Source organism: Kitasatospora sp. NPDC059599 (genome assembly GCF_042735125.1).
Lineage (GTDB): Bacteria > Actinomycetota > Actinomycetes > Streptomycetales > Streptomycetaceae > Kitasatospora.
The window spans coordinates 28866-51649 of sequence record NZ_JBHWCL010000057.1 but is presented as its reverse complement, the minus strand read 5'-3'; the positions used below and the strand labels follow the sequence as shown (position 1 = coordinate 51649).

22 protein-coding genes and 1 riboswitch are annotated in these 22784 nt (G+C 74.2%); of the genes, 9 read left to right on the top strand and 13 right to left on the bottom strand.

From position 1 onward, the window contains the following. Window positions 1–64: 64 nt before the first annotated feature. From ACFV04_RS21070 to ACFV04_RS21060, 3 genes are all read right to left on the bottom strand, one after another. Window positions 65–454 carry a DUF3040 domain-containing protein gene (locus ACFV04_RS21070; protein ID WP_360262176.1) on the bottom strand — a complete coding sequence of 130 codons (390 nt, stop codon included), beginning with the start codon at window positions 452–454 and terminating at the stop codon, window positions 65–67. A 547-nt stretch (window positions 455–1001) separates the two neighbouring features. Further along, on the bottom strand, window positions 1002–1754 hold the full coding sequence (locus ACFV04_RS21065) for a methyltransferase domain-containing protein (RefSeq protein ID WP_360262175.1): 753 nt from the start codon (window positions 1752–1754) through the stop codon (window positions 1002–1004). Between the two features lie 45 nt (window positions 1755–1799). Continuing rightward, window positions 1800–2375, bottom strand: coding sequence for an SAV_6107 family HEPN domain-containing protein (locus tag ACFV04_RS21060; RefSeq protein ID WP_380531034.1), 576 nt, complete (start codon window positions 2373–2375; stop codon window positions 1800–1802). Window positions 2376–2987: 612 nt separating this feature from the next. Between ACFV04_RS21060 and ACFV04_RS21055 the strand changes: the two genes are divergently transcribed. Together ACFV04_RS21055 and ACFV04_RS21050 are read left to right on the top strand one after the other, a co-directional pair. Next, window positions 2988–3608 (top strand): DUF4126 domain-containing protein, encoded by a 621-nt coding sequence (locus ACFV04_RS21055; protein WP_380531024.1) that lies wholly within the window; start codon window positions 2988–2990, stop codon window positions 3606–3608. A 64-nt stretch (window positions 3609–3672) separates the two neighbouring features. Beyond that, window positions 3673–5166: a phytoene desaturase family protein gene (locus ACFV04_RS21050; protein ID WP_380531021.1), complete on the top strand. Its 1494-nt coding sequence runs from the start codon at window positions 3673–3675 to the stop codon at window positions 5164–5166. A gap of 52 nt (window positions 5167–5218) precedes the next feature. Here the strand turns inward: ACFV04_RS21050 and ACFV04_RS21045 are convergent, their stop codons facing one another. Both ACFV04_RS21045 and metF read right to left on the bottom strand, forming a co-directional pair. After that, window positions 5219–6106: a hypothetical protein gene (locus ACFV04_RS21045; RefSeq protein WP_380531018.1), complete on the bottom strand. Its 888-nt coding sequence runs from the start codon at window positions 6104–6106 to the stop codon at window positions 5219–5221. Between the two features lie 249 nt (window positions 6107–6355). Next, window positions 6356–7270: a methylenetetrahydrofolate reductase [NAD(P)H] gene (gene metF, locus ACFV04_RS21040; RefSeq protein ID WP_380337933.1), complete on the bottom strand. Its 915-nt coding sequence runs from the start codon at window positions 7268–7270 to the stop codon at window positions 6356–6358. A gap of 253 nt (window positions 7271–7523) precedes the next feature. On the opposite strand from metF, the gene ACFV04_RS21035 reads away from it, so the two are divergent. Continuing rightward, entirely contained in the window at window positions 7524–8639 is a 1116-nt protein-coding gene (locus tag ACFV04_RS21035) for a polyprenyl synthetase family protein (RefSeq protein WP_360262169.1), read from the top strand. A 21-nt stretch (window positions 8640–8660) separates the two neighbouring features. On the opposite strand, the gene thiE is transcribed toward ACFV04_RS21035, so the two are convergent. Genes thiE through ACFV04_RS21020 form a run of 3 tightly spaced genes read right to left on the bottom strand, consistent with a single transcriptional unit; the run spans window position 8661 to window position 10927 of the window. Beyond that, window positions 8661–9311, bottom strand: a complete 651-nt coding sequence (gene thiE, locus ACFV04_RS21030; protein ID WP_380337930.1) for a thiamine phosphate synthase — start codon at window positions 9309–9311, stop codon at window positions 8661–8663. Continuing rightward, window positions 9311–9676, bottom strand: coding sequence for an Rv2175c family DNA-binding protein (locus ACFV04_RS21025; protein WP_360262167.1), 366 nt, complete (start codon window positions 9674–9676; stop codon window positions 9311–9313). Before ACFV04_RS21025 ends, thiE begins: the two co-directional genes overlap by 1 nt. Before the next feature lie 42 nt (window positions 9677–9718). Next, on the bottom strand, window positions 9719–10927 hold the full coding sequence (locus ACFV04_RS21020; RefSeq protein WP_380531013.1) for an NAD(P)/FAD-dependent oxidoreductase: 1209 nt from the start codon (window positions 10925–10927) through the stop codon (window positions 9719–9721). 84 nt (window positions 10928–11011) lie between these two features. Beyond that, window positions 11012–11124, top strand: a riboswitch (TPP riboswitch). Between ACFV04_RS21020 and thiO the strand changes: the two genes are divergently transcribed. The 4 genes from thiO (at window position 11119) to pknB (ending at window position 15322) form a co-directional block, all read left to right on the top strand. Then, on the top strand, window positions 11119–12300 hold the full coding sequence (gene thiO, locus ACFV04_RS21015) for a glycine oxidase ThiO (protein ID WP_380337924.1): 1182 nt from the start codon (window positions 11119–11121) through the stop codon (window positions 12298–12300). Its footprint overlaps the riboswitch before it by 6 nt. 80 nt (window positions 12301–12380) lie before the next feature. Then, window positions 12381–12581: a sulfur carrier protein ThiS gene (gene thiS, locus ACFV04_RS21010; RefSeq protein WP_380531031.1), complete on the top strand. Its 201-nt coding sequence runs from the start codon at window positions 12381–12383 to the stop codon at window positions 12579–12581. A 1-nt stretch (window position 12582) separates the two neighbouring features. Then, a complete protein-coding gene (locus ACFV04_RS21005) occupies window positions 12583–13380 on the top strand; it encodes a thiazole synthase (RefSeq protein ID WP_360262163.1) in 798 nt (265 codons plus the stop codon). 163 nt (window positions 13381–13543) lie between these two features. Continuing rightward, window positions 13544–15322, top strand: a complete 1779-nt coding sequence (pknB, locus tag ACFV04_RS21000) for a Stk1 family PASTA domain-containing Ser/Thr kinase (RefSeq protein ID WP_380531028.1) — start codon at window positions 13544–13546, stop codon at window positions 15320–15322. A 56-nt stretch (window positions 15323–15378) separates the two neighbouring features. Here pknB and ACFV04_RS20995 read toward each other — a convergent pair whose 3' ends face one another. Next, on the bottom strand, window positions 15379–16008 hold the full coding sequence (locus ACFV04_RS20995) for a sulfite oxidase-like oxidoreductase (protein WP_360262162.1): 630 nt from the start codon (window positions 16006–16008) through the stop codon (window positions 15379–15381). Window positions 16009–16236: 228 nt separating this feature from the next. Here ACFV04_RS20995 and bfr point away from each other — a divergent pair, with 228 nt between their 5' ends. Then, a complete protein-coding gene (bfr, locus tag ACFV04_RS20990; protein WP_360262161.1) occupies window positions 16237–16716 on the top strand; it encodes a bacterioferritin in 480 nt (159 codons plus the stop codon). Window positions 16717–16720: 4 nt separating this feature from the next. Here the strand turns inward: bfr and ACFV04_RS20985 are convergent, their stop codons facing one another. Both ACFV04_RS20985 and ACFV04_RS20980 read right to left on the bottom strand, forming a co-directional pair. Next, on the bottom strand, window positions 16721–17041 hold the full coding sequence (locus ACFV04_RS20985) for a bacterioferritin-associated ferredoxin (protein WP_380337919.1): 321 nt from the start codon (window positions 17039–17041) through the stop codon (window positions 16721–16723). Window positions 17042–17216: 175 nt separating this feature from the next. Further along, on the bottom strand, window positions 17217–18566 hold the full coding sequence (locus ACFV04_RS20980; protein ID WP_360262159.1) for a class II 3-deoxy-7-phosphoheptulonate synthase: 1350 nt from the start codon (window positions 18564–18566) through the stop codon (window positions 17217–17219). 300 nt (window positions 18567–18866) lie between these two features. Between ACFV04_RS20980 and ACFV04_RS20975 the strand changes: the two genes are divergently transcribed. Beyond that, the gene (locus ACFV04_RS20975) at window positions 18867–20804 is read left to right on the top strand and encodes an anthranilate synthase family protein (protein ID WP_380531007.1); all 1938 of its coding nucleotides are present in this window, start codon (window positions 18867–18869) and stop codon (window positions 20802–20804) included. A gap of 59 nt (window positions 20805–20863) precedes the next feature. Here ACFV04_RS20975 and ACFV04_RS20970 read toward each other — a convergent pair whose 3' ends face one another. Beyond that, window positions 20864–21559 carry a response regulator transcription factor gene (locus tag ACFV04_RS20970; RefSeq protein ID WP_360262157.1) on the bottom strand — a complete coding sequence of 232 codons (696 nt, stop codon included), beginning with the start codon at window positions 21557–21559 and terminating at the stop codon, window positions 20864–20866. Further along, window positions 21556–22767, bottom strand: coding sequence for a MacS family sensor histidine kinase (gene macS / locus ACFV04_RS20965; protein ID WP_380531003.1), 1212 nt, complete (start codon window positions 22765–22767; stop codon window positions 21556–21558). The genes ACFV04_RS20970 and macS overlap by 4 nt, the downstream gene beginning before the upstream one ends. Window positions 22768–22784: the final 17 nt, after the last annotated feature.

Here is a 22784-nt window from a genome sequence, read left to right as displayed (position 1 = left end):
GTCGGTCGACTGCCCGCCCCCGGCGTCCCGGTACGTCTGTGTCGCGCCGTTGCGGCCCGGAGGCTCAGAAGCCGCCGGTCTGCTCGTCCCGGCGACGCTGCCAGCGCTGCTCGACCCGGTCCATCATCCCGGCCTTGCGGCGCGGGGCGGCGGCCTGGCGCGGCCCGGAGCCCTGGCTCGCGGGCCCGCGACGCCAGCCGGTCACGGCGAACACCGCGCAGCCGAGCATCACCAGGAAGCCCACGACGCTGACCCAGATCTGGTTCGGAACGACCATGCCACCCATCAAGAGGCCGATCCCCACCACGAATCCGGCGATGGCCAGGTAGACCCGCCGACGGGTGTAGGTGCGCAGCCCGGTTCCCTCGAGCGCCGACGCGAATTTGGGATCTTCGGCATACAGCGCTCGCTCCATCTGGTCGAGCAGTTGCTGCTCGTGCTCCGAGAGCGGCACGGAGTCCTCCTACTCGTCGGTCGCGGGTGCGACCGGTCCGCCCACCCCGGTCGGGGAGGCAAGTCCAATCAGCCTTGGGGCACACGGTCGGACGCCCGTGCGGGGGACCCGGCCCGTGTCGTCCATATGCCCCACGCATCCGGCTGTCATGCTTTCCGGCTTTACCCAGATCATACGGTCCGTAGGCCCGTTACGGGGTGGTCTGCGCCGCGTGGGCCCAGCCACTTCGACCGGGCACGGCCGCACCGGTGTCAACGCGCCACGCCCCGGACAAGTGCCCGATCCGGTGGAATCAGTCCGGACCTGGGGACCTCCGCCTCAGGAGAACGGGAACCGGCCGGTCAGCCGGGCCCGGGAACGGGCGGGCGTCCGGAATGCGAACCGCCGCCGTACGGTGTGCGAACCGTACGGCGGCGAAGGTCTCGCGGAGGGTTCGCGAAGGCCCGGCGAGGGGCGGCTCCGGCGGGACCCGATCCGGGCCCGATCCGAATTCGGGCCGGAACTCCCTCCGGACTCGGTCCGGATTCGGCCCGGATTCGGTCCGGGTTCAGGCCAGGGTCGCCAGCAGGTGCAGCTGGGTCGCCACGGCGTGGAAGGCGGGCTGCTCGGCGGCGGCCTGCTCCAGCTTCAGCAGCGCCTCCAGCGCCCCCGGCTCGGTGTCCACCAGCACCCCGGGGACCAGGTCGGCGAAGACCCGCACGCCGTGCACCGACTCCACCCGCAGGCCCGCGTCCTCGGCGAGCCGGCCCAGCTCGTCACCGGTGAAGCGGCGCGGCATCGGGTCCTGCTCGCCCCAGCGGCCGTCGGTGGCGGAGAGCACCGTCCGGGCCTCGGTGAAGTGGCCCGCCAGCGCGCGGGCCAGGACGGCGCCGTTGCGGTTGGCGGCCAGCAGGCTGACCAGCCCGCCCTTGCGCAGGGTGCCGGCCAGGCTGCCGAGCGCCTCCGCCGGGTCGTCCACGACCTCCAGCACGCCGTGGCAGAGCACCGCGTCCACGGTGCCGGGGGCGACGAGGTCGGGCAGTGTCTGGGTGTCGCCCTGGACGGCCCGGACCAGGTCCGTGACGCCGGCCTCGGCGGCCCGCCGCTCCAGGGCGAACAGCGCGTCCGGGCTCGGGTCGACCACGGTCACCCGGTGGCCGAGCTTGGCCACCGGCACGGCGAAGTTGCCCGTGCCGCCGCCGGTGTCGACCACGTCGAGCACCGGCTGGTCCAGCTCGGCCGCCCGCTTCTCCAGGGCTGCCCGCACCACCTCCCACACCACGGCGGTACGCAGGGCACTGCGGGGACGCGTCGGGTACAAGGTGGGACTCCTTGGCACGTGCAGTTCGATCAGGATGCCTCCACCTTAAGCCTGCCGGGTGGCCGGGTCGCTCGCGCCTGACGGCTCCTCGCCGTCCAGCGGCAACCGCGGTGTGGGCGGGACCGCCCGCAGGCCCAGCAGCCGCTCGACCAGGCGCAGGAACAGGGCGGAGTTGCGGATCAGGTCGTCGGCGTCGCGGGCCGACGCGGCGCCCCGGATCCCGGCCTCGGCAGCGGCCCGGCGGCGGGCGCCGGCACCGTAGTAGAGCGCCCACTCGGCGAGCTCCGGGGCGATCTCGGGCAGCACCTCCCAGGCACTGCGGATGGCCTTGCGCCGCCGCGGGTTCTTCTCCGGGCGGCCGCGCACCGCCAGGACGGCCGCCACCGTGCGCAGCGCCGCCAGGTGCGCGGTGGCGTACCGCTCCAGCGGGTCCTCCAGGGCGCGGGCCCGGGCGAGCGTGCGGTGGGCGTCGGTGAGCAGGTCGAGGGCGGCCGGCGGCGCGGCGACCCGGCGCAGCACGGGGTGGACGTCCCGGCCGGCGGGGCGCCCGCCCGACGGGTCCGGGATGTGCGGGAGGGCGGCGGAGTGGAGGCGGGCGGTGACGGGCTCCGGATGGCTGATGGTCATGGTCTCCCCCGTTCCGAGGCAGCGCGCGGACCGGGTGGTCCGTGCCCCTCCATCGTGACCGGCACCACTGACAATCCGTCCGTTCCGGGCGGGAGCAATCCGTCCGTTCCGGGCGGGAGGCCCCGGAAAGCAGAGCGGCGGCGGGCGCGGGCCCTCCCCCGGACCGCGCCGCCGCCGTGTGCCGTCGCCTCCGCCGTTCCCCCCACGGACGACGGTGGCGAACCTCCCCCGTGGCCGGTCTCCCCCCGGCCCGCTCCGCCGCCCCGTGTCGGCGGTGCGGGGACCGTGACCAGCCCCGTTGCGGATCTTCCGTCACCGCCCCCGGCCGTACGGCCGGGGGGACGGAGGATCCGCCACCCGGGTGGGCCCGGCGCCCGACGCGCCGTTCCCTCCCGGGTGTCACCACTCTCCCGTCTCCGCAGGTCGGGGGCCATCCGCTGACGTACTCAACCGTGCATCTGAGTATCCGTACTCAGTGCCCCGGTGCTCCCCCGGGCGCTCCCCCGGCGGCGGAACCGGCGGGGGCCCGCACGGCGTCCCGGGTCCGGGTACGGTACGGCGGGGCCGGGCGGAACCGGCCCGGGTTCTTGCGAGGAGGGGGAGGCCATGACGATCCTGCCGCTGATCTTCACCAGCGGACTGGCCAGCGGTATCAACGCCTACGCGGTGGTGCTGCTGCTCGGCCTGCTGGGCCGGTTCGCCGGCGCGGAGTCGGTGCCGCACGCGCTGGAGCGCACGGACGTGCTGATCGCGGCCGCCGTGCTGTTCGCGGTGGAGGCGGTGGCCGACAAGATCCCGTACGTGGACAGCGTCTGGGACGTCGTGCACACCGTGATCCGGCCGATCGCCGGCGCCACCGTGGGCGTGCTGATCGCGAGCAACGACCCCGGTTCGCTCAGCGAGGTCGCGGCCGGCGCGATGGGCGGCACGACGGCGCTGGTCAGCCACCTGGTGAAGGCCTCGCTGCGGATGGCCGTCAACACCTCGCCCGAGCCGGCCAGCAACATCGTGGTCAGCATGGCGGAGGACCTCTCGGTGGCCGGCCTGGTCACCCTGGCGATCTTCCACCCGTGGCTGGCCGCCTCGATCGCGGCCGTGGTCCTGGCCGTCGGGCTGCTGCTGGTGTGGCTGGCGATCAGCAAGATCCGCGCCTTCCGGGCCCGGCGCCGCGAGCGCAAGGCCGCCCGGGCCGCCGCCGGCGCGTACGCCGGACAGCCGGGGGCCTGACGGCAGCAGGCGGCCGGGGGCTGACCGCGGGCCGCGGCGTCCCGGGGTCCTAGGATCAGGACCCATGGCACGGATCGTCATCATCGGCGCAGGAATGAGCGGGCTCGCGGCGGCCTCCCGGCTGGCCACGCTCGGCCACCGGGTGACGGTCTGCGAGGCGGGCGGCACGTACGGGGGCATGGTCGGCCGGTACGAGCGGGACGGCTTCGCCTTCGACACCGGGCCCGGGCTGCTGGCCCTGCCCGCCGTCTACCGCGACCTCGCGCTGAAGACCGGCAAGGAGCCGCTGGAGCAGCTGGTCGAGCTGGCCCCGGTCGATCCGGAGAGCCGGCACGTCTTCGCCGACGGCACCGCCGTCGCACTGCCCAACGCCTCCCGAGGTGGCGTCAGCCAGGCCCTGGACGCGGCCTTCGGGGCCGGCTCCGGCGCCCGCTGGAGCGCGGTGATGAACCACGGCCGGACGGTCTGGGAGGCCACCCGCCGCCCTCTGCTGGAGGAGCCGCTCCCGTCGGACCGCGCGTTCCTGGGCGCCGATCCGTACCCCGTCCCGCCGCGCACCGGCCTGGCCCGGCTGCGCCGCGCCGTCCCGTGGACCCTGCACGACGTGGCGGCGCGCCAGCTGGACGGACACCCCGGCCTGACCGCCCTGCTGTTCGAGTCCGCGGTCCGCTACGGCTTCGCCCCGGGCCGGGCCCCCGCCGGGGCGACCGTGCTGCCGTACATGGAGCAGTCCTTCGGCGTCTGGTACGTCCGGGGCGGCCTGCGCGCCCTGGCGGAGGCGGTGTTCCGGCGCTGCGAGCTGCGCAAGGTCGAGTTCCGCTTCGACACCCCCGTCACCCGGGTCGTCGTGGAGGACGGCCGGGCGCGCGGCGTCGAGACCGCGGCCGGCCGGATCGACGCCGACCTGGTGCTCTCGGCGATGGACGCCGGTGCGCTGTTCGGCGGCGGCCTGGCGCAGTGGCCGGGGAAGCCGGCCGAGGCGTGGCGTCCGTCGGGAGCGCCCGGCCGGTTCGGCGTGCTGCTCGCCCTGCGCGGCCCTCGTCCCGCGGGCACGGCGCACCGGACGGTGGTGCACGCTCCCGACCTCGCCGCCGAGGAGCGGTCGCTGACCGGCCGGGGCCCGCTCTGCGAGCGCCCCACCGTGCAGGTGCTCCGCCCGGACGACCCCGCGCTGCGACCCGACGACGCGCACGAGAGCGTGGTGCTGACCGCGACCGTCCCGGCCCAGGGCGAGGTCGACTGGACCGCCCCCGGTGTCGCCGACCGCTACGCCGACCTGCTGCTCGCCCACGTCGACGCGGCCGGCGCCGGCCTGCGGGAGCGGGTGCTGTGGCGGGTCGTGCGCACCCCGGAGGACACCCGCCGGGAGACCGGCGCCCCGGGCGGCTCGGTCGCCCTGCCCGTGCTCGCCGGAGCCGACGGCGACTGGCTGAAGGCCGCCAACGAGACGCCCGTCCCCGGTCTCTACCTCATCGGCGGCACCGCCCATCCCGGTGGCGGACTGGCCCGCGTCGGCATGTCGGCCTGCATCGCCGCCGGCCTGGTCGGCCCCGCGTAGGACGTGGGGCCGGGCGGGGGGGCGGTGCGCCGACTGCCGCCCGCCGGGCGCGTCAGCCCTGGTGCCAGGTGTTCTGCTGCTGGTAGCCGTAGGTCTGGTCGTACGCCTGCTGCTGCGGGATGCCCTGGGCGTTCGGGTCCGGCTGGGGCTGCCACTGCTCCTGGTGCTGCTGCTGGTACCCCTGGGTGTTCGGGTCCCAGGCCTGCTGGTGCTGCTGGTGCTGCTGGTAGCCCGCGTACTGGTCGTGCTGCCCGCCCTGCTGCTGCGGGTAGCCGCCGTACGGGTCCTGCTGCTGGTCCGGCTGCGGGTAGGCGCCGTAGGACTGGTCGTAGGCGAAGGCGGGCTGCTGCGCGGTCTGCCACTGCTGCTGGTCGTAGCCGCCCTGGTAGGCGGTGGCGTACGGGTCCTGGGCCTGCTGCTGCGGCTGCGGCTGCTGCTCGTAGTACCCGGGGGCGTAGATGCCGTCCTGGGCGAGCTCCTGCATCTCGAAGGCGGCGGTCTGCTCGACCTCCGGCGCCTCCTGCGACACCGGCGCCGGCGGGGCGGCCGGGGTCTCCTCGACGGCGCTGACCTCGCCGATCCGCTCCGCCGCGACCGCGACGGCAGCCACCGCGGCCCCGCCGCCGGTGAGGGCGCCGAGCAGCGGCACCTTGGCGAGCGGGCCCGGCAGACTGCCGTCGGCCTTCCGCAGGGACCAGCCGTCCTGGTGGCCGCGCTTGACCGAGAGCGTCACGAAGGTCTGGCCGAGCGCGAACAGCGCCGCACCGGCCCCGATCACCACGACCGACCCCAGGCCCATCCCGACGGCCACGCCCAGGAAGCCGACCAGGGCCAGGGCCCGCCAGTGCACCGGCGCCCGGTTCTGCAGCAGTACCTCGGCGACCAGCCAGAGCGCCACCACCGCCAACGCGGCGTACAGCAGCAGGTATCCGATGCCCATCCGCCCGCTACCTCCAGTCGCGTGCCCGCGCGTCCACGCCGCGCGTGTCCGGCGACTGTACCGGTTCAACGGCCGGGGTACCGCATCGCGTTCCCGCCGCACCCGGCACCGGCCGCACACGACCGAGCCCGTCACCGTCGGTACGGTGGCGGGCTCGTGAACGTCCGGCGTCAGCGCGGCGTTCGGAAGGACCACCCGTCGGCCGGACAGCCTGCGGGAAGGCCCGCCGGCCGGGCGCCGGGCGGCCGCTCAGCGCTGGTGCAGCCCCAGGTTCTGGTAGATCTCCAGGGTCGCCGTCGAGTGGTTCAGCGTGATGAAGTGCAGGCCGGGCGCGCCCTCGGCGAGCAGGCGCTCGGCCATCGCCGTGGCGTGCTCCATGCCGACGGCCCGCAGCGCCGCCGGGTCGTCGATGGCGGCCCGCAGGCGGGCCTCCAGGTCGGCGGGGAAGGCCGAGCCGCTGAGCTGCGGGAAGCGCTCCAGCTGCTTGGCGTTGGTGACCGGCATGATCTCCGGGATGATCGGCGTCTCGCAGCCGGCGGCGGTCACCCGGTCGCGCAGCCGCAGGTAGTCGTCCACCTCGAAGAACATCTGGGTGATCGCGTAATCGGCGCCGGAGCGGATCTTCGCCACGAAGTGCCGGATGTCGTCGTCCCAGTCCGTCGAGCGCGGGTGCATGTTCGGCGAGGCGGCGACGCCGACGCAGAAGTCACCGATGCCCTTGATCAGCTCCACCAGCTCGTAGGCGTAGGTGACGCCCTCCGGGTGACTGACCCACTCGCCCATCGGGTCGCCGGGCGGGTCGCCCCGGACGGCGAGGACGTTGCGCACGCCCTGGTCCGCGTACTGGCCGATGATGTTGCGCAGCTCCGCGATCGAGTGGTCGACGGCGGTCAGGTGGGCGACCGGGGTCAGCGTGGTCTCGGTGGCGATCCGGCCGACCATGTTGACCGTGCGCTCGCGCGAGGAGCCGCCCGCCCCGTACGTCATGCAGACGAAGTTCGGGTCGAGCGGTTCGAGTCGACGGATGGCGTCCCAGAGCTTCTGCTCACCGGCCTCGGTGCGCGGCGGCATGAACTCGAAGGAGAAGGAGCGCTTGCCGGCCGCCAGGAGCTCGCGGACGGTCAGTGCGCGGTCCGTTCTCGTGGAAGCGATTCCGAGTGCCATGCTGGCAGGCTATCGGGCCTCCGACGAGGCCGGACAACTCGATTCCACGGATTGAGACAACTGGCGGACGGCATTCCGGTTGGTCCCGGGCAACTCCGCTGCAACTCGGCGGCAACTGCACGGCACCCCCGCGGCAACCGCCCGACACCCCGGGCGCCGCCCCCTCCGACCACCCCCGCGGGCCCGCTCGCACGCCCGTTCCCAGCCACCCAGCTACGCTTGCTGCACCCCAGAGAACCAGCGGAGCCCCATCGTGATCTCGTCCAGCACCCGGCCGGCCAACCCCATTGACGTGGAGGACGTCCGCACACGCGTCAACGCCGCGCTCGCCGCGTTCATGGACGGCCAGTCCGCGCTGCTCGGCACGATCTCGCCGCAACTGGTGCCGGCCGCCGACGCCCTGCGCGACTTCCTGCTGGACGGCGGCAAGCGGCTGCGCCCGGCCTTCTGCTACTGGGGCTGGCGCGCCGCCGGCGGCCCGGCCGAGGGCTCCGCCGGCGACGGGATCGCCAACGCGGCCGGCGCCCTGGAGCTGCTCCAGGCGAGCGCCCTGGTGCACGACGACCTGATGGACCGCAGCGACACCCGCCGCGGCCTGCCCTCGGTCCACCGCCGCTTCGAGGCGCTGCACCGCGACAGCGGCTGGCGCGGCGACCGGGAGCAGTACGGCGCCTCGGCCGCCGTCCTGCTCGGCGACCTGCTGCTGATCTGGTGCGACGAGCTGTTCCTGCGCTCCGGCCTGGAGCCGGCCGCCGTACTGGCCGCCAAGCCGGTGTTCGACCTGATGCGCACCGAGGTCATGCTCGGCCAGTACCTGGACGTGCTGGAGCCGGTGGCCGGCGACTCGACGGACGAGGGCGCGCTGGACCGGGCGCGGACCGTGCTGCACTACAAGTCGGCGAAGTACACGATCGAGCGACCCCTGCAGGTCGGCGCGCTGCTGGCCGGGGCCGGGCCGGAGCTGGTCGGGGCCCTCGGGGCGTTCGGGCTGCCGCTGGGCGAGGCCTTCCAGCTGCGGGACGACCTGCTCGGCGTCTTCGGGGACCCGGCGGTCACCGGCAAGCCGGCCGGCGACGACCTGCGCGAGGGCAAGCGCACCCTGCTGGTCGCCCACGCGATGCGCGGCCTGTCCGCCGCCGACGCCCGGCACCTGGACGAGCGGCTCGGCGCGCCGGACCTGGCGCCCGAGGAGGTCGCCGGGCTGCGCGAGCTGGTCGCCCGCAGCGGCGCGCCCGAGCTGGTGGAGCACCGCATCGAGGAGCTGATGCGGCAGTCGCTGGCCGCGCTGGAGGCGGCGCCACTGGCGGACGAGCGGGCCCGCGGGGTGCTGCTGGCGCTGGCCGAGGCCGCCACCGTCCGCAAGTACTGAGGACGGCGGCGGCCCCCGGGATCAGCTGGAACGCACCCGGCGGGACAGCTCGGCGGCGGCTGCCCGCGGGTCGGCCGCGGCGGTGATGGCCCGGACCACGACGATCCGGCGGGCGCCGGCGGCCAGCACCTCGTCCAGGTTGCCGAGGTCGATCCCGCCGATGGCGAACCACGGCCGGTCACCGGCCTGCTTCGCCGCGTACGAGACCAGGCCGAGGCCCGGCGCCGGGCGGCCCGGCTTGGTCGGGGTCGGCCAGACCGGTCCGGTGCAGAAGTAGTCCACCCCGGGTTCGACGGCCGCCGCGTCCACCTCGGACTCGGCGTGGCAGGACCGGCCGATCAGGACGTCCTCGCCGAGGATCGCCCGGGCGGCCGGCACCGGCAGGTCGTCCTGGCCGAGGTGCAGCACGTCCGGCCGGGCCGCGTGCGCGACGTCGGCGCGGTCGTTGACGGCCAGCAGCTTGCCGTGGCGGCGGCAGGCGTCGGCGAAGACCTCCAGGGCCTCCAGCTCCTGCTTGGCCTCCAGGCCCTTGTCGCGCAGCTGGACGATGTCCACCCCGCCCGCCAGCGCCGCGTCGAGGAACTCGGCGAGGTCGCCCTGCTCCCGACGGGCGTCGGTGCACAGGTAGAGGCGCGCGTCCGCCAGGCGAGCGCGCGGCGTGTCCGCCGCCATCAGATCAGCATCGCCTGGGCGCGGCGCTTGACCTCGGTGCCGCGGTTCTCGCGCAGCGCCTGGATCGGGCTGCCGGGCAGCGACGGGTCCTCGGTGAAGAGCCACTCCAGGATCTCCACGTCGTCGTACCCGCAGTCCCGCAGGACGGTCAGGGTGCCGGACAGGTGCTTGACCAGCCCGGGGCCGTCGATGAACGCCGCAGGGACCTGCAGCGACTTGTTCGGGCCGCGCCGGACGGCGATCAGGCCGCCGTTCTTGACCAGGTCACGCACCTCGGTGACCCGGACCCCCCACTGCTCCGAGATGTCGGGCAGGTACATCCACTCGGTGACCAGGGATTCAATCTTGCTTTCGATCTCACTCACGCCACCAGACTGCCACCTCCACGGCCCACCGCGCACCAGGCGCTACCCGGCGACGGCCGACTTCAGCGGCACCGCCGGGTCCGCCGCGCGGGCCGGATCCAGGGCCGTGCCGCGCTCGATCAGCTTCCGCCCCTGGGTGAGGTCGCGCGGCCGGTCCACCGTCAGCAGCGCACTCGGCACCCCGTCGCGCAGCCAGAGCACCGCCCACGAGGCGTCCTGCGGGCCGCCGCGCCACAGCGGCTCGTCGCCCTCGGCGTGCCGGCCCGCGTACTGCACCATCCGCCCGAACTGCTCCGACCAGAAGTACGGCACCGGGTCGTACGGCGGTGCGTCCGTGCCGAGGACGGCGGCGGCCACCGCCTCGCCGGACTGCAGCGCGTGGTCCCAGTGCTGGACGGCCAGCCGGGCACCGGCCCGGGCCGAGGGGTAACTGACGCAGTCGCCGGCCGCGAAGACGCCGGGCAGGGAGGTACGCAGCCGCGCGTCCACCACGACGGCGCCGGCGCCGTCCAGCTCGATCCCGGAACCCGCCAGCCACGCGGTCGCGGGCCGGGCGCCGACACCGACGACCACCTCGTCGGCCGGCAGGTGCGAGCCGTCCGCCAGCAGCACCGCGCCGGGCTCGACGGCGGCCACCCCGACCCCGCAGCGCAGGTCGACGCCGGCCTCGGCGTACCAGGCGGCCATCGCCGAGCCGACCCCGGTCGGCAGCGCGCCGGGCAGCGGCGCCGGGCCCGCCTCGACCACGGTCACCTCGCAGCCCGCCTCGCGGGCCGCGGTGGACACCTCGGCGCCGATCCAGCCCGCGCCGACCAGCACCAGCCGCAGACCGGGCCGCAGCAGCGCGCGCAGCGCCAGGGCGTCGTCCAGGGTGTGCAGCAGGTGCGCGCGCTCGGCGCCGGGCAGGGCCCGCGGGACGGCGCCGGTGGCGATCACCAGCGAGCCGTACGGGAGGTCGCCGTCGTCGGTGTGCAGCACGCCGGGGGTGAGGCCGGTGGCCCGGCGGCCGGTGAGCACCTCGACGCCGAGGTGCGCGTAGTCGATGTCCAGGGTGGTGCTGTCGCTCTTGCCGAGCAGCACGTCCTTGGAGAGCGGAGGCCGGTCGTACGGCGCGTGCGGCTCCTCGCCGACCAGCGTGATCCGCCCGCGCCAGCCGCCCTGCCGCAGTTTGAGGGCGCACTGCGCCCCGGCCAGCCCGGCCCCGACGACGACCACCCGATCCGTTCCGCTCAGCTCTGCCACGCCCGTCACTGTACTCAGCGCCGGGCTGCCGCCCGGGGGCCGTCCACCCTTCGTACGGCCCTTCGGCCCGGCCGGGCCCCGGCGTTATGGTGGGGGCACCATCACGGGAGCCCGGCGAACCGGGCTGAGAGGCGGGCTGGCACGGCCCGCGACCGTCCGAACCTGATCCGGGTCATACCGGCGAAGGGAGAGGAGCAGCTTTGACACGCTTGCCATCAGGCGCCCACGCCGACGTCCTGGTGATCGGCGGAGGCATCATCGGCCTCGCCGTCGCCTGGCGGGCGGCGCAGCGCGGGCTGCGGACCCTCGTGGTCGACCCCGACCCCGGCGGCGGGGCGGCCAGGGTCGCGGCCGGGATGCTCGCCCCGGTCACCGAGCTCCAGTACGGCGAGGAGCCGCTGCTTCGCCTCGGCATGGCCTCCAACGAACGCTACGCGGCCTTCGCCGCCGAACTCACCGAGGCGAGCGGCGGCGCGGACACCGGCTACCGCGCCTGCGGCACGATCGCCGTCGCGCTGGACTCCGACGACCGCGAGGAACTGCGCGAACTGCACGCCTTCCACCGGCGGCTGGGCCTGGACTCGACGTGGCTGACCGGCCGGGAGGCCCGCAAGCTGGAGCCGATGCTCGCCCCCGGTGTGCGCGGCGGCCTGCACGTCGCGGACGACCACCAGGTGGACGGCCGGCGGATGCTCACCGCGCTGCTGCTCGCCGGGGAGCGCGCGGGCGTCACCGTCCGGCCCGCCGAGGCGGTGGAGCTGCTGGTCGAGGGCGGCCGCGCGGTCGGCGCCCGGCTGGGCACCGGGGAGCGGGTGACCGCCGACCGGGTCGTGCTCGCCGCCGGGCCGCACAGCCACCGGCTGGCCGGCCTGCCGGAGGGCGTGCTGCCCGCGGTCCGCCCGGTGAAGGGGCAGGTGCTGCGCCTGCGGATCCCCGCCGCCTACCGGCCGTTCCTCTCCCGCAACGTCCGTGCCGTGGTGCGCGGCGGGCACATCTACCTGGTGCCCCGGGAGAACGGCGAGCTGGTGATCGGCGCGACCACCGAGGAACAGGGCTACGACACCACGGTCACCGCCGGCGGGGTGTACGAACTCCTGCGCGACGCACATGAGTTGGTCCCCGGCATCACCGAACTCCCGCTCGTGGAGACCTCGGCGGGCCTGCGCCCCGGCTCACCCGACAACGCGCCGCTGCTCGGCCCGACCGCGCTCCCCGGGCTGGTCGCCGCCACCGGCCACCACCGCAACGGCGTGCTGCTCGCCCCGGTGACCGCCGACGTGCTCGCCGAGTACCTGGCCACCGGCGAACTCCCGCCACTGGCACAGCCGTTCACCCCCACCCGGTTCTCCCCCGACCGCTCCACCACGAAGGCCCTGGCATGACCGAGACCACCCCCACCGACACCGCGCCGGCCGAGAGCACGCAGGCCGGATCCGCGCCGACCGACACCGCGCCGTCCGAGATCGCCCTGAGCGTCAACGGCGAGCCCCGCACGGTGGCCGCCACGACCACCCTCGCCGAACTGGTCGCCACCGTGAGCCGCGCCAACACCGGTGTCGCCGCCGCCCTCAACGAGGCAGTGGTGCCCCGCAGTTCGTGGCCCGGGACGCCGCTGAACGCGGGCGACCGGATCGAGATCCTCACCGCCGTCCAGGGAGGCTGAGATGGCCGACGACCTGCTGACCATCGCCGGGACGACCTTCTCCTCCCGGCTGATCATGGGCACCGGCGGCGCGCCGAGCCTGGAGGTCCTGGAGCGCGCGCTGCTCGCCTCCGGCACCGAGCTGACCACCGTCGCGATGCGCCGGGTCGACGCCGGCACCCAGGGATCCGTCCTGGACGTGCTCACCCGCAACGGCATCCGTGTCCTGCCCAACACGGCCGGCTGCTTCACCGCCGGCGAGGCCGTGCTGACGGCCCGGCTGGCCCGCGAGGCGCTCGGCACCGACTGGGTGAAGCTGGAGGTGATCGCCGACGAGCGGACCCTCCTGCCGGACCCGATCGAGCTGCTGGACGCCGCCGAGACCCTGGTCGACGACGGCTTCACGGTCCTGCCGTACACCAACGACGACCCGGTGCTGGCCCGCAAGTTGGAGGACGTCGGCTGCGCCGCGATCATGCCGCTGGGCTCACCGATCGGCTCCGGTCTCGGCATCCGCAACCCGCACAACTTCCAGCTGATCGTGGAGAGCGCGAGCGTCCCGGTGATCCTGGACGCGGGCGCCGGCACCGCCTCCGACGTCGCGCTGGCGATGGAACTCGGCTGCTCCGCCGTGATGCTGGCCTCCGCGGTGACCCGGGCCCAGGACCCGGTGCTGATGGCCGAGGCGATGCGGCACGCCGCCGAGGCGGGCCGGCTCGCCCACCGGGCCGGCCGCATCCCGCGCCGCTTCCACGCCGAGGCGTCGTCCGCGATGGCCGGCCGAGCGGACCTGGACACCCGGGAACTCCCCGCGTTCTGAGGGTCCGTCGCCGTGCTCCCGCCCGTGGGCCCCGTCACCGGGGATCCGGGGACGGGCACCTGCGGCGGGTCCGACGCGTGTCACAAGCCGGGCACAGCCGGGCCCGGGGGCGGTGTCCCCGGGTCCGGCCGGCGGGCCCGGCACTAGACTCGCCCGAGTGGACATGGCACTGCACGACCCCCTGATCGGCACCCTGCTCGACAACCGGTACCAGGTCGAGCAGCGCATCGCCACCGGCGGGATGTCCACCGTCTACAAGGGCACCGACACCCGGCTCGACCGGGTCGTCGCCCTCAAGGTGATGCACCCCGCCCTGGCCGGGGACGAGGGCTTCACCACCCGCTTCATCCGCGAGGCCAAGGCGGTCGCCAAGCTCACCCACCCCAACGTGGTCAACGTCTTCGACCAGGGCGCGGACGGCGGAAACGTCTTCCTCGCCATGGAGTACGTGCCCGGCCGCACCCTGCGCGACCTGCTGCGCGACCGCGGCGCACTCTCCGTCCGGGCCGCCCTGGACGTCCTGGAGCCGGTGCTCGCCGCCCTCGGCGCCGCCCACCGGGCCGGGCTGGTGCACCGGGACGTCAAGCCGGAGAACGTGCTGATCACCGAGAGCGGCCTGGTCAAGGTCGCCGACTTCGGCCTGGTCCGGGTGCTCGGCGCCGCCGACGGCGCACCCACGTCGACCAGCACCGCCACCGGCGGCACGGTCATGGGCACCGTCTCCTACCTCGCCCCCGAGCAGATCCTCCCGGACGCCCCCACCGACCAGCGGGTCGACGTCTACGCGTCCGGCATCCTGCTCTACGAGATGCTCACCGGCCGCCGTCCGCACACCGGCGACAACCCCGTCCAGGTCATGTACAAGCACCTGCACGAGGACGTCCCCGCCCCCTCCCTGATCGCCCCCGCGGTCGGCCCCGAACTGGACGCCATCGTGGCCGGCGCCTGCGCCCGGGTCGCCGACGCCCGCCCGTACGACGCGGTGGAGCTGCTCGCCGCGGTCCAGCGGGTCCGCCGCACCCTCACCCCGGCCGAGCTGGACGCCGAGCCGCCGGCCTCCTCCCGGCCCAGCCCGCGCTACCCGACCAGCGAGCCGACCTCGGTGATCCAGCCGCTGCCGCAGCCCGCCGACGCCCCTCCGGCGGAGCGCACCAGCGTGCTGGACGTGCCGCCGGAGCTGATGGACCAGCTGCTCACCGAGCCGCGCCCGTACGACGAACCGGCCCCGGTGCGCGAGCGCCGGCCCGGCCTGCTGCGCCGGGTCCCGCGCAAGGCGCTGATCTGGGCCGCGGCGCTGACCGCGCTGGTGCTGGCGGTCGGCGGCGCCACCTACGGCCTGTCCGAGGGGCTGTACGGCCCGGTGCCCGGGGTGCTCGGCAAGGACCGGGCCGAGGCGCAGCGGATCCTGGACAAGGAGGGCCTGCACGGCAGGTTCGTCGAGGCGTTCAGCGAGTCCGTGCCGTCCGGACAGGTGGTCTCCACCGACCCCGGGGTCGGCGCGCGCACCCGCCGGAGCGACACGATCACCGTCACCGTCTCCAAGGGGCCCAGGCGGATCGCGGTGCCCGACCTCGTCGGCAAGAGCGCCGCCGACGCCGCCGCGGCCCTGGCCGGCGCCCAGCTGACCAGGGGCACCGTGACCGAGACCTACGACGACGGCGTCCCGGAGGGCTCGGTGATCAGCAGCTCGCCGGCGGCCGGGCAGCAACTGCAGGAGAACGCCGCGGTCTCGCTGGTGGTCAGCAAGGGCATGGTGCCGGTCCCGAACGTCACCGGGATGACCAAGGACGAGGCGCAGAAGGCACTGCAGGCCGCGGGCTTCACGATGCAGACCACCGGCTGGGACGTGTTCGGCGCGGTCAAGGTGAACGGCCAGTCCCCGGCGGCCGGTGAGCGGCGGCCGCAGCGCAGCGCGGTCACGGTCAGGTTCTCGCTCTTCTAGCCGCGTCCGACGCCCGGGCCCGGGCCCGGCACCGCGCGGAAGGTCCGGCGGCGGCCTCAGCGCAGCGGGCCCTCGCCCGGCTCCTCCTGGTAGGAGTAGCGCTGCTCGCGCCAGGGGTCGGCGAGGTTGTGGTAGCCGCGCTCCTCCCAGAAGCCGCGCCGGTCGGCCCGCATGTACTCCACCGCACGGACCCACTTGGGGCCCTTCCAGGCGTACAGCTGCGGCACCACCAGCCGGACCGGGAAGCCGTGCTCGGCGGTCAGCGCCTCGCCGTTGCGGTGGGTGGCGAGCAGGGTGCGCGGGTCGGCGAAGTCGGCGAGCCGCAGGTTGGCGCTGTAGCCGTACTCCGCCCAGACCATCACGTGGGTGACGCCGGGTGCCGGGGGCACCAGGTCGAGCACGGCGGCGGCCGACACGCCCGTCCACTCGTTGCCGAGCACGGAGAACTTGGTCACGCAGTGCAGGTCGGCGACGACGGTGGTGCGCGGCAGGGCGCTGAAGGCCCCGAAGTCCCAGCTGTGCTTCTCCGCCGAGGCGGTGGCGCCGAACACCTGGAGATCCCAGGTCAGCGGCTTGAAGCGGGGCACCGGGCCGTAGTGCAGGGCGGGCCAGCCGCGCTGTGCGCGCTGGCCCGGGGGGAGCCTCGGGTCAGACGGCGGCAGCGGTTCGTGAGTGGACTGACCCATGGATCCATGGTGACAGACGGCGGACGAGCCCCGGCACGCGCCCCTTTGCGTGGGTTCACGCCCCGCCCGTACGGGCCAACGGTCGATCGCTCACCGAGCGACTTCCGCCCAAATCGGATATTCCGACACATGTCCTAGTGAGTGTGAACTTACTGGAATTCCTTCCCGCCACGGTGCCAGGATGCGCAGCGCAGGACCCACCCCAGGACGAGCGCAGGAGGCACCGCCATGCAGGGCGATCCCGAGGTCATCGAGTTCCTCAACGAGCAGCTCACCGCCGAGCTGACCGCGATCAACCAGTACTTCCTGCACGCCAAGATGCAGGAGAACTTCGGCTGGACGAAGCTCGCCAAGTACACCCGGCACGAGTCCTTCGACGAGATGAAGCACGCCGAGACGCTCACCGACCGGATCCTGTTCCTGGAGGGGCTGCCCAACTACCAGCGGCTCTTCCACGTCCGGATCGGCCAGACGGTCAAGGAGATGTTCGAGGCCGACCGCCAGGTCGAGGTCGAGGCGATCGACCGGCTCAAGCGCGGGATCGTGGTGATGCGGGCCAAGAACGACGTGACCTCGGCGAACATCTTCGAGGACATCCTGGCCGACGAGGAACACCACATCGACTACCTGGACACCCAGCTGGAACTCCTGGAGAAGCTCGGCGAGCCGCTCTACCTGGCCCAGCTCATCGAGCAGCCGGAGTCCTGAGGCCTCAGGCCACGCGCAGCGGGAGCACCGGGGCGATCGGGGCCGTCGGAACCGCCCCGGGCGCCGGAGCGGCCGGGGCCGGGTCCGCCGCCGCTCCCCCCGGCTGCGGCTCCGCTTCGGCGAGGCCGAGCTTCGCCGCCAGCCGGGCGGTCGGGCAGGGCCGGGCGCCGTGCTCGCCGAGCAGCGCCTGGATCCGGCGCACGCAGGACCCGCAGTCGGTGCCGGCCTTGCAGCCCTTCGCTATCTGGCGGGGGGTGCCGGCACCCCCGTCGATCGCCTTCTTCACCTGGTCCTCGGTGACCGCATGACACATGCACACGTACATCGCGGTATCTCCCGGGGTGAAGCGGAGTGGATCTTGACTAAGGCTTGCCTTAGCTCACTAAGCCTCACCTTACCCGGCGATCCGGGTACGAAAAAGCCCCTCCGGGCTCGGGAACCCCGAATCCGGAGGGGCTTTCGTCACATTCGGCCCGCGCGGGGCCGGCCGTGCGCGGGGCTCACTGCCCCCGGTACATCTCGGCGACCAGGAAGGCCAGGTCCAGCGACTGGCTGCGGTTGAGCCGCGGGTCGCAGGCCGTCTCGTAGCGCTGGTGCAGGTCGTCCACCAGGACCTCGTCGCCGCCGCCGACGCACTCGGTGACGTCGTCGCCGGTCAGCTCCACGTGGATGCCGCCCGGGTGGGTGCCGAGCGCGCGGTGCACCTCGAAGAAGCCCTTGACCTCGTCCAGGACGTCGTCGAAGCGGCGGGTCTTGTGGCCGCTGGAGGCCTCGAAGGTGTTGCCGTGCATCGGGTCGCAGATCCACACCGGCTTGGCACCGGAGGCGGTGACCTTCTCCACCAGGGTGGGCAGGTGCTCGCGGATCTTGCCCGCACCCATCCGGGTGATGAAGGTCAGACGGCCGGGCTCGCGCTCCGGGTCCAGCTTCTCGATCAGGGCCAGCGCCTCGTCCACCGAGGTGGTCGGACCGAGCTTGACGCCGATCGGGTTGCGGACCTTCGAGGCGAACTCGATGTGCGCGTGGTCCAGCTGCCGGGTGCGCTCGCCGATCCACACCATGTGGCCGGAGACGTCGTACAGCTCGCCGGTGCGCGAGTCCACGCGGGTCAGCGCGGTCTCGTAGTCGAGGATCAGCGCCTCGTGCGAGGAGAAGAACTCGACCGTCTTGAACTCCTCCGGCGCGACACCGCAGGCGTTCATGAACGCCAGCGCGTTGTCGATCTCCCGGGCGAGCTGCTCGTAGCGCTGGCCGGCCGGCGAGTTGCGGACGAAGTCCTGGTTCCACGCGTGCACCTGGCGCAGGTCGGCGTAACCACCGGTGGTGAACGCGCGCACCAGGTTGAGCGTCGCGGCGGACGCGTTGTACATCCGCTTCAGGCGCTCCGGGTCCGGGTTGCGGGACTCGGGGGTGAACTCGAAACCGTTCACCGAGTCGCCCCGGTAGACCGGCAGGGTCACGCCGTTGCGGGTCTCGGTCGCCTTGGAGCGCGGCTTCGAGTACTGGCCGGCGATCCGGCCGACCTTCACCACCGGCACCGAGGCCGCGTACGTCAGCACGGCGGCCATCTGGAGCAGGGTCTTCAGCTTGTTGCGGATGTGCTCCGCCGAGACGCCGTCGAAGGCCTCGGCGCAGTCACCGCCCTGGAGGAGGAAGGCCTCCCCGCGCGCCACGGCTCCGAGCCGGGCGCGCAGCTGGTCGCACTCGCCGGCGAAGACGAGCGGCGGATACGAGGCGAGCTCGGCAAGGGTCTTGCGCAGAGCCTCTTGGTCCGGCCATTCAGGCTGCTGCGCCGCGGGCAGGGACTGCCAGGAGTGGGCAGCCCTCGATGTCTCAGTCGTAGCGGTCACACGGCCAAGGCTACGGGGTGGCACGAGCGATTCGTGACCATTGCCCGAGGGGTGAGACACATCTCGGACAAAGGCGTGACGCCGCTCACCCGTCCTGCCGGATCCGCTACGCTCGACCCATGCACGCGCCCCACAACCACTCCTGGTGGTGGGCCTCCTCCACGGGTGGCCCACCGATCGCGCGTTCCTAGACGAACACGACGGCCGCCCCTCGGGGCGGCCGTCGGCGTCTGAGCAGACGGCCCTCCGGGAGCGGAACCCAGCACCGCCCTCGCCATCCACCCGGAAGGAAGCCGCACCGTGACCACCGTCACCGACCTGCTCACCCGTCTCACCGCCCCCGGCGCCCCCGCCTTCGCCCTGCTGCACCGCCGCACCCCCCGGCTCGCCCCGGACACCGTCGAGGTGCTGCTGGGCACCGTCGACAGCTACCGGCGCCTCGCCGACCTCCCGGTGCGCAGCGGCGTCCCGGCCGGCGGCACCCCGGTGCACGACCTGCTCGCGCTCGTCCCGTACCGGCAGATCCGCGAGCGCGGCTTCGAGGCGCACGACGACGGCACCCCGCTGCAGGCCCTCGCGGTGGCTGAACAGCACGTCCTCCCCTTGGCCGAATTCACGTCCGCCCTACCGCAGTTGCCGGTCTCACTTGCCGGTGGCGCGTTCGACGTGGACGACGATTCGTACGCCTCGATCGTCCGCCGGGTGATCGAGGACGAGATCGGCAACGGCGAGGGCGCCAACTTCGTGATCCGGCGCGACTTCCACGCCACCCTCGACGACTTCGGCCCGGCCCTCGCGCTGACCCTCTTCCGACGGCTGCTGGAGCAGGAACGCGGCGCCTACTGGACCTTCCTGGTGCACACCGGCGAACGGGTCCTGGTCGGCGCCTCCCCCGAGGTGCACGTCCGCCAGAGCGGCGGCACCGTCGTGATGAACCCGATCTCCGGCACCTACCGCTATCCGGCGGGCGGCTCCGACATCGACTCACTGCTCCGGTTCCTGCACGACCCCAAGGAGTTGGAGGAGCTCACCATGGTCGTGGACGAGGAGCTCAAGATGATGTGCACGGTCGGCGACCTCGGCGGCCAGGTGCTCGGGCCCCGGCTCAAGGAGATGGCCCACCTCGCCCACACCGAGTACGAACTGCGCGGCCGCACCTCGCTGGACGTCCGCGACGTGCTCCGCGAAACGATGTTCGCCGCCACCGTCACCGGCAGCCCGGTCGAGAACGCCACCCGGGTCATCAACCGGTACGAGCCCACCGGGCGCGGCTACTACTCCGGCGCGCTCGCCCTGATCGGACGCTCCGCCAGCGGCGGGCAGCTGCTGGACTCGCCGATCTGCATCCGCACCGCCGACATCGACCCGGCCACCGGCCGGCTCGTCGTCCGGGTCGGCGCCACCCTGGTGCGCCACTCCGTGCCGGAGTCCGAGGTCGCCGAGACCCACGCCAAGGCCGCCGGGGTGCTCACCGCGATCGGCGCCCGGCCCGCGCCCGCCCGGCTCCCCCACCCCACCGGCCCCCGGCTCGCCGACGACCACCGGGTGCAGGCCGCGCTCGACGCCCGCCGGGCCGGCCTCGCACCGTTCTGGCTGCGGATGCAGACGCCGGCCCTCGTCACCGAGACCGAGCCGGCCCTGGTCGTGGACGGCGAGGACACCTTCACCTCGATGCTCGCCCACCTGCTCGGCTCGCTCGGCCACCGGGTGACGGTCGTCCGCTACGACGAGCCCGGGCTGCGCGCACTCGTCGCGGCGCACCCCGGTCCGCTGGTGCTCGGCCCCGGCCCCGGCGACCCGGCGCTCGCCGACGACCCCAAGATGGCCGTGCTGCGACCGATCGTCGCGGACTCCCTGGCCGCCGCCCGCTCCGGCGCCCGGACCGCACCGCTGCTCGCGGTCTGCCTCAGCCACCAGTTGCTCTCCGCCGAACTCGGGCTGGCACTGGGCCGCAAGGCCGTCCCGTACCAGGGGGCGCAGGAGAGCATCGACCTGTTCGGCACCAAGCGGACGGTCGGGTTCTACAACACCTTCACCGCACGCTGCTCGGAGGCCGACGCGGCCCGGCTCGCCGCCGAGGGCGTCGAGGTCGCCCGGGACGCCGCCACCGGCGACGTCCACGCCCTGCGCGGGCCCGGCTTCGCCGGCCTCCAGTTCCACCCCGAGTCGGTGCTCACCCGCGAGGGCGTGGACATCGTGGCGGGCCTGCTGCGCGAGGTGGCGCCGGTCCGCCGCTGAACGGCCGGGGCACGACGGGTCGACGGCGTCCCGGGCGGTTCGCGACCGCCCGGGCCCCGTCAGATCTCGTCGTCCAGGCCCTGCTCGATCGCGTACCGGACCAGTTCCACCCGGTTGTGCAGCTGCAGCTTCCCGAGCGTGTTCTGGACGTGGTTCTGCACCGTGCGGTGCGACAGCACCAGCCGGTCGGCGATCTGGCGGTACGACAGGCCCTTGGCCACCAGCCGCAGCACCTCGGTCTCCCGGGCGGTCAGCTGCGGGGCCGCGGGCGCCGACGCCGGGGCGGGCTCGGTGGCCAGCCGGCGGAACTCGCCGAGCACCAGCCCGGCCAGGCCCGGGGTGAAGACCGCGTCGCCGACGGCCGTCCGGAGCACCGCGTTCAGCAGCTCCTCCCGCCCGGCGGACTTCACCAGGTACCCGGTCGCACCGGACTTCACCGCCTCCAGCACGTCCTGGTGCTCCCCGCTGGCCGACAGCACCAGCACCCGCACCGCCGGGTCGTGCGCGACCACCTGGCGGCACACCTCGGCACCGGGCAGCGCGGGCAGGTTGAGGTCCAGCACGATGACCTGCGGCGAGCAGGCGCGGGCGCGGCGCACGGCTTCCTCGCCGTCGCCCGCCGTGGCCACCACGTCCAGCCCGGCCTCGGCGAGGTCGCGCGAGACCGCGTCCCGCCACATCGGGTGGTCGTCCACCACCATCACCCGCACCGGCCGGTCGGTGGTCGGCTGATCGGTCATCAGCTGGTCTGTCATTGAGTGGCCTTCCTCGGGACCCGCAGTTCGACCTCGACGCCCTCACCGGGCGCCGAGTACAGCTCGGCCGTGCCGCCGAGGTCCAGCAGCCGGCCGCGGATGGACTGCGAGACGCCGAGCCGCCCGGCCAGCTCCGCCTCGCCGAGCCGGCCCGGGGCGAAGCCGGGGCCGTCGTCGCGGATGCTGACCGTGACGGCCTCCGGCTCGTCCTCGACCAGGATCCAGGCCCGGGCCCCCTCCCCGGCGTGCCGGCGGACGTTGTCGACGGCCGCGCCGACCGCCGCGGCGAGCTCGCCGACCGCCGGGGCGGGCAGCAGCACCGGGGTGCCGGGCGCGGAGAGCGTGATCCGCTCGTCGGCGTACGGGCGCAGCAGCGCGGTGAGGTCGCGCGGTTCGGCGGCGTCGGGCTCCGGCAGGCGCTGGGCCGGGATCGGACCACCGGTCATCAGGGTCCGCAGCGCCCGCTCCTGCTCACCCGCCAGGCGGCCCAGTTCGGCGAAGTCCGCGCCGCCGGCGGCGCCCGTCCCCCCGCCCAGCTCCGAGCCGCGCCGCTGGACCAGCGCCAGCACCTGCAGCACGCCGTCGTGGATGTCCCGGGAGAGCCGCTCGCGCTCCCGGGTGGCCGCCTCGACCTGGAGCGCCCGGGTGAGCGTGGCCTCACTGGCCCGGGCCAGCTCGATCACGTAGCCGATCGCGCACCCGGCGACCATCAGCAGCACGATGTTGTGGATGTTGTCGCCGGTCGGCCCGCCGTGGCCGAGGATGTTGGCGACGCCGATCACCGAACCGGTGGCCGCCGCCGGCCGCCAGCCGCCCTTGGCGGCGCAGCCGAGCACCGTGCCCGCGGCCCAGATGGTGGGCAGGGTCGGCGCGCCGTGGCTGATCCGGGCCGGGGCGTCGGTCAGGCCGCTCATCACGATGCCGGTGACGGCGAGGGTGAGGTCGACGCCCAGGACGTACCAGGTGCAGCGCTGCGGGTTGGCGAAGGCCCGGGTGGTGGCGAGGGTCCAGAGGGTGAGCGCGCCCAGGAAGATCCAACCCGCCACCGGGTGCAGGAAGTGCAGGTACGAGTTGAAGTACCGGAGCAGGGCGTAGATCAGGGCCAGCATCCGGAAGTAGGAGATGGCCTTCCACAGCGGGAGCTCGACGGACATGCCGCCGGCCGCCACCGTCCCGCCCACCGCGCCGGCTCTGCCGCCGTCCGTCATCCGCCCCTCCCCCGGGC

Coding starts and splice junctions, on each gene's coding strand:
- bfr (WP_360262161.1), top strand. CDS start 16,237: ATGCAGGGCGATCCCGAGGTCATCGAGTTCCTCAACGAGCAGCTCACC.
- ACFV04_RS20995 (WP_360262162.1), bottom strand. CDS start 16,008: ATGGGTCAGTCCACTCACGAACCGCTGCCGCCGTCTGACCCGAGGCTC.
- ACFV04_RS21005 (WP_360262163.1), top strand. CDS start 12,583: ATGGCCGACGACCTGCTGACCATCGCCGGGACGACCTTCTCCTCCCGG.
- ACFV04_RS20970 (WP_360262157.1), bottom strand. CDS start 21,559: ATGACAGACCAGCTGATGACCGATCAGCCGACCACCGACCGGCCGGTG.
- ACFV04_RS21050 (WP_380531021.1), top strand. CDS start 3,673: ATGGCACGGATCGTCATCATCGGCGCAGGAATGAGCGGGCTCGCGGCG.
- pknB (WP_380531028.1), top strand. CDS start 13,544: ATGGCACTGCACGACCCCCTGATCGGCACCCTGCTCGACAACCGGTAC.
- thiE (WP_380337930.1), bottom strand. CDS start 9,311: ATGGCGGCGGACACGCCGCGCGCTCGCCTGGCGGACGCGCGCCTCTAC.
- ACFV04_RS20985 (WP_380337919.1), bottom strand. CDS start 17,041: ATGTACGTGTGCATGTGTCATGCGGTCACCGAGGACCAGGTGAAGAAG.
- macS (WP_380531003.1), bottom strand. CDS start 22,767: ATGACGGACGGCGGCAGAGCCGGCGCGGTGGGCGGGACGGTGGCGGCC.
- ACFV04_RS21055 (WP_380531024.1), top strand. CDS start 2,988: ATGACGATCCTGCCGCTGATCTTCACCAGCGGACTGGCCAGCGGTATC.
- ACFV04_RS21045 (WP_380531018.1), bottom strand. CDS start 6,106: ATGGGCATCGGATACCTGCTGCTGTACGCCGCGTTGGCGGTGGTGGCG.
- metF (WP_380337933.1), bottom strand. CDS start 7,270: ATGGCACTCGGAATCGCTTCCACGAGAACGGACCGCGCACTGACCGTC.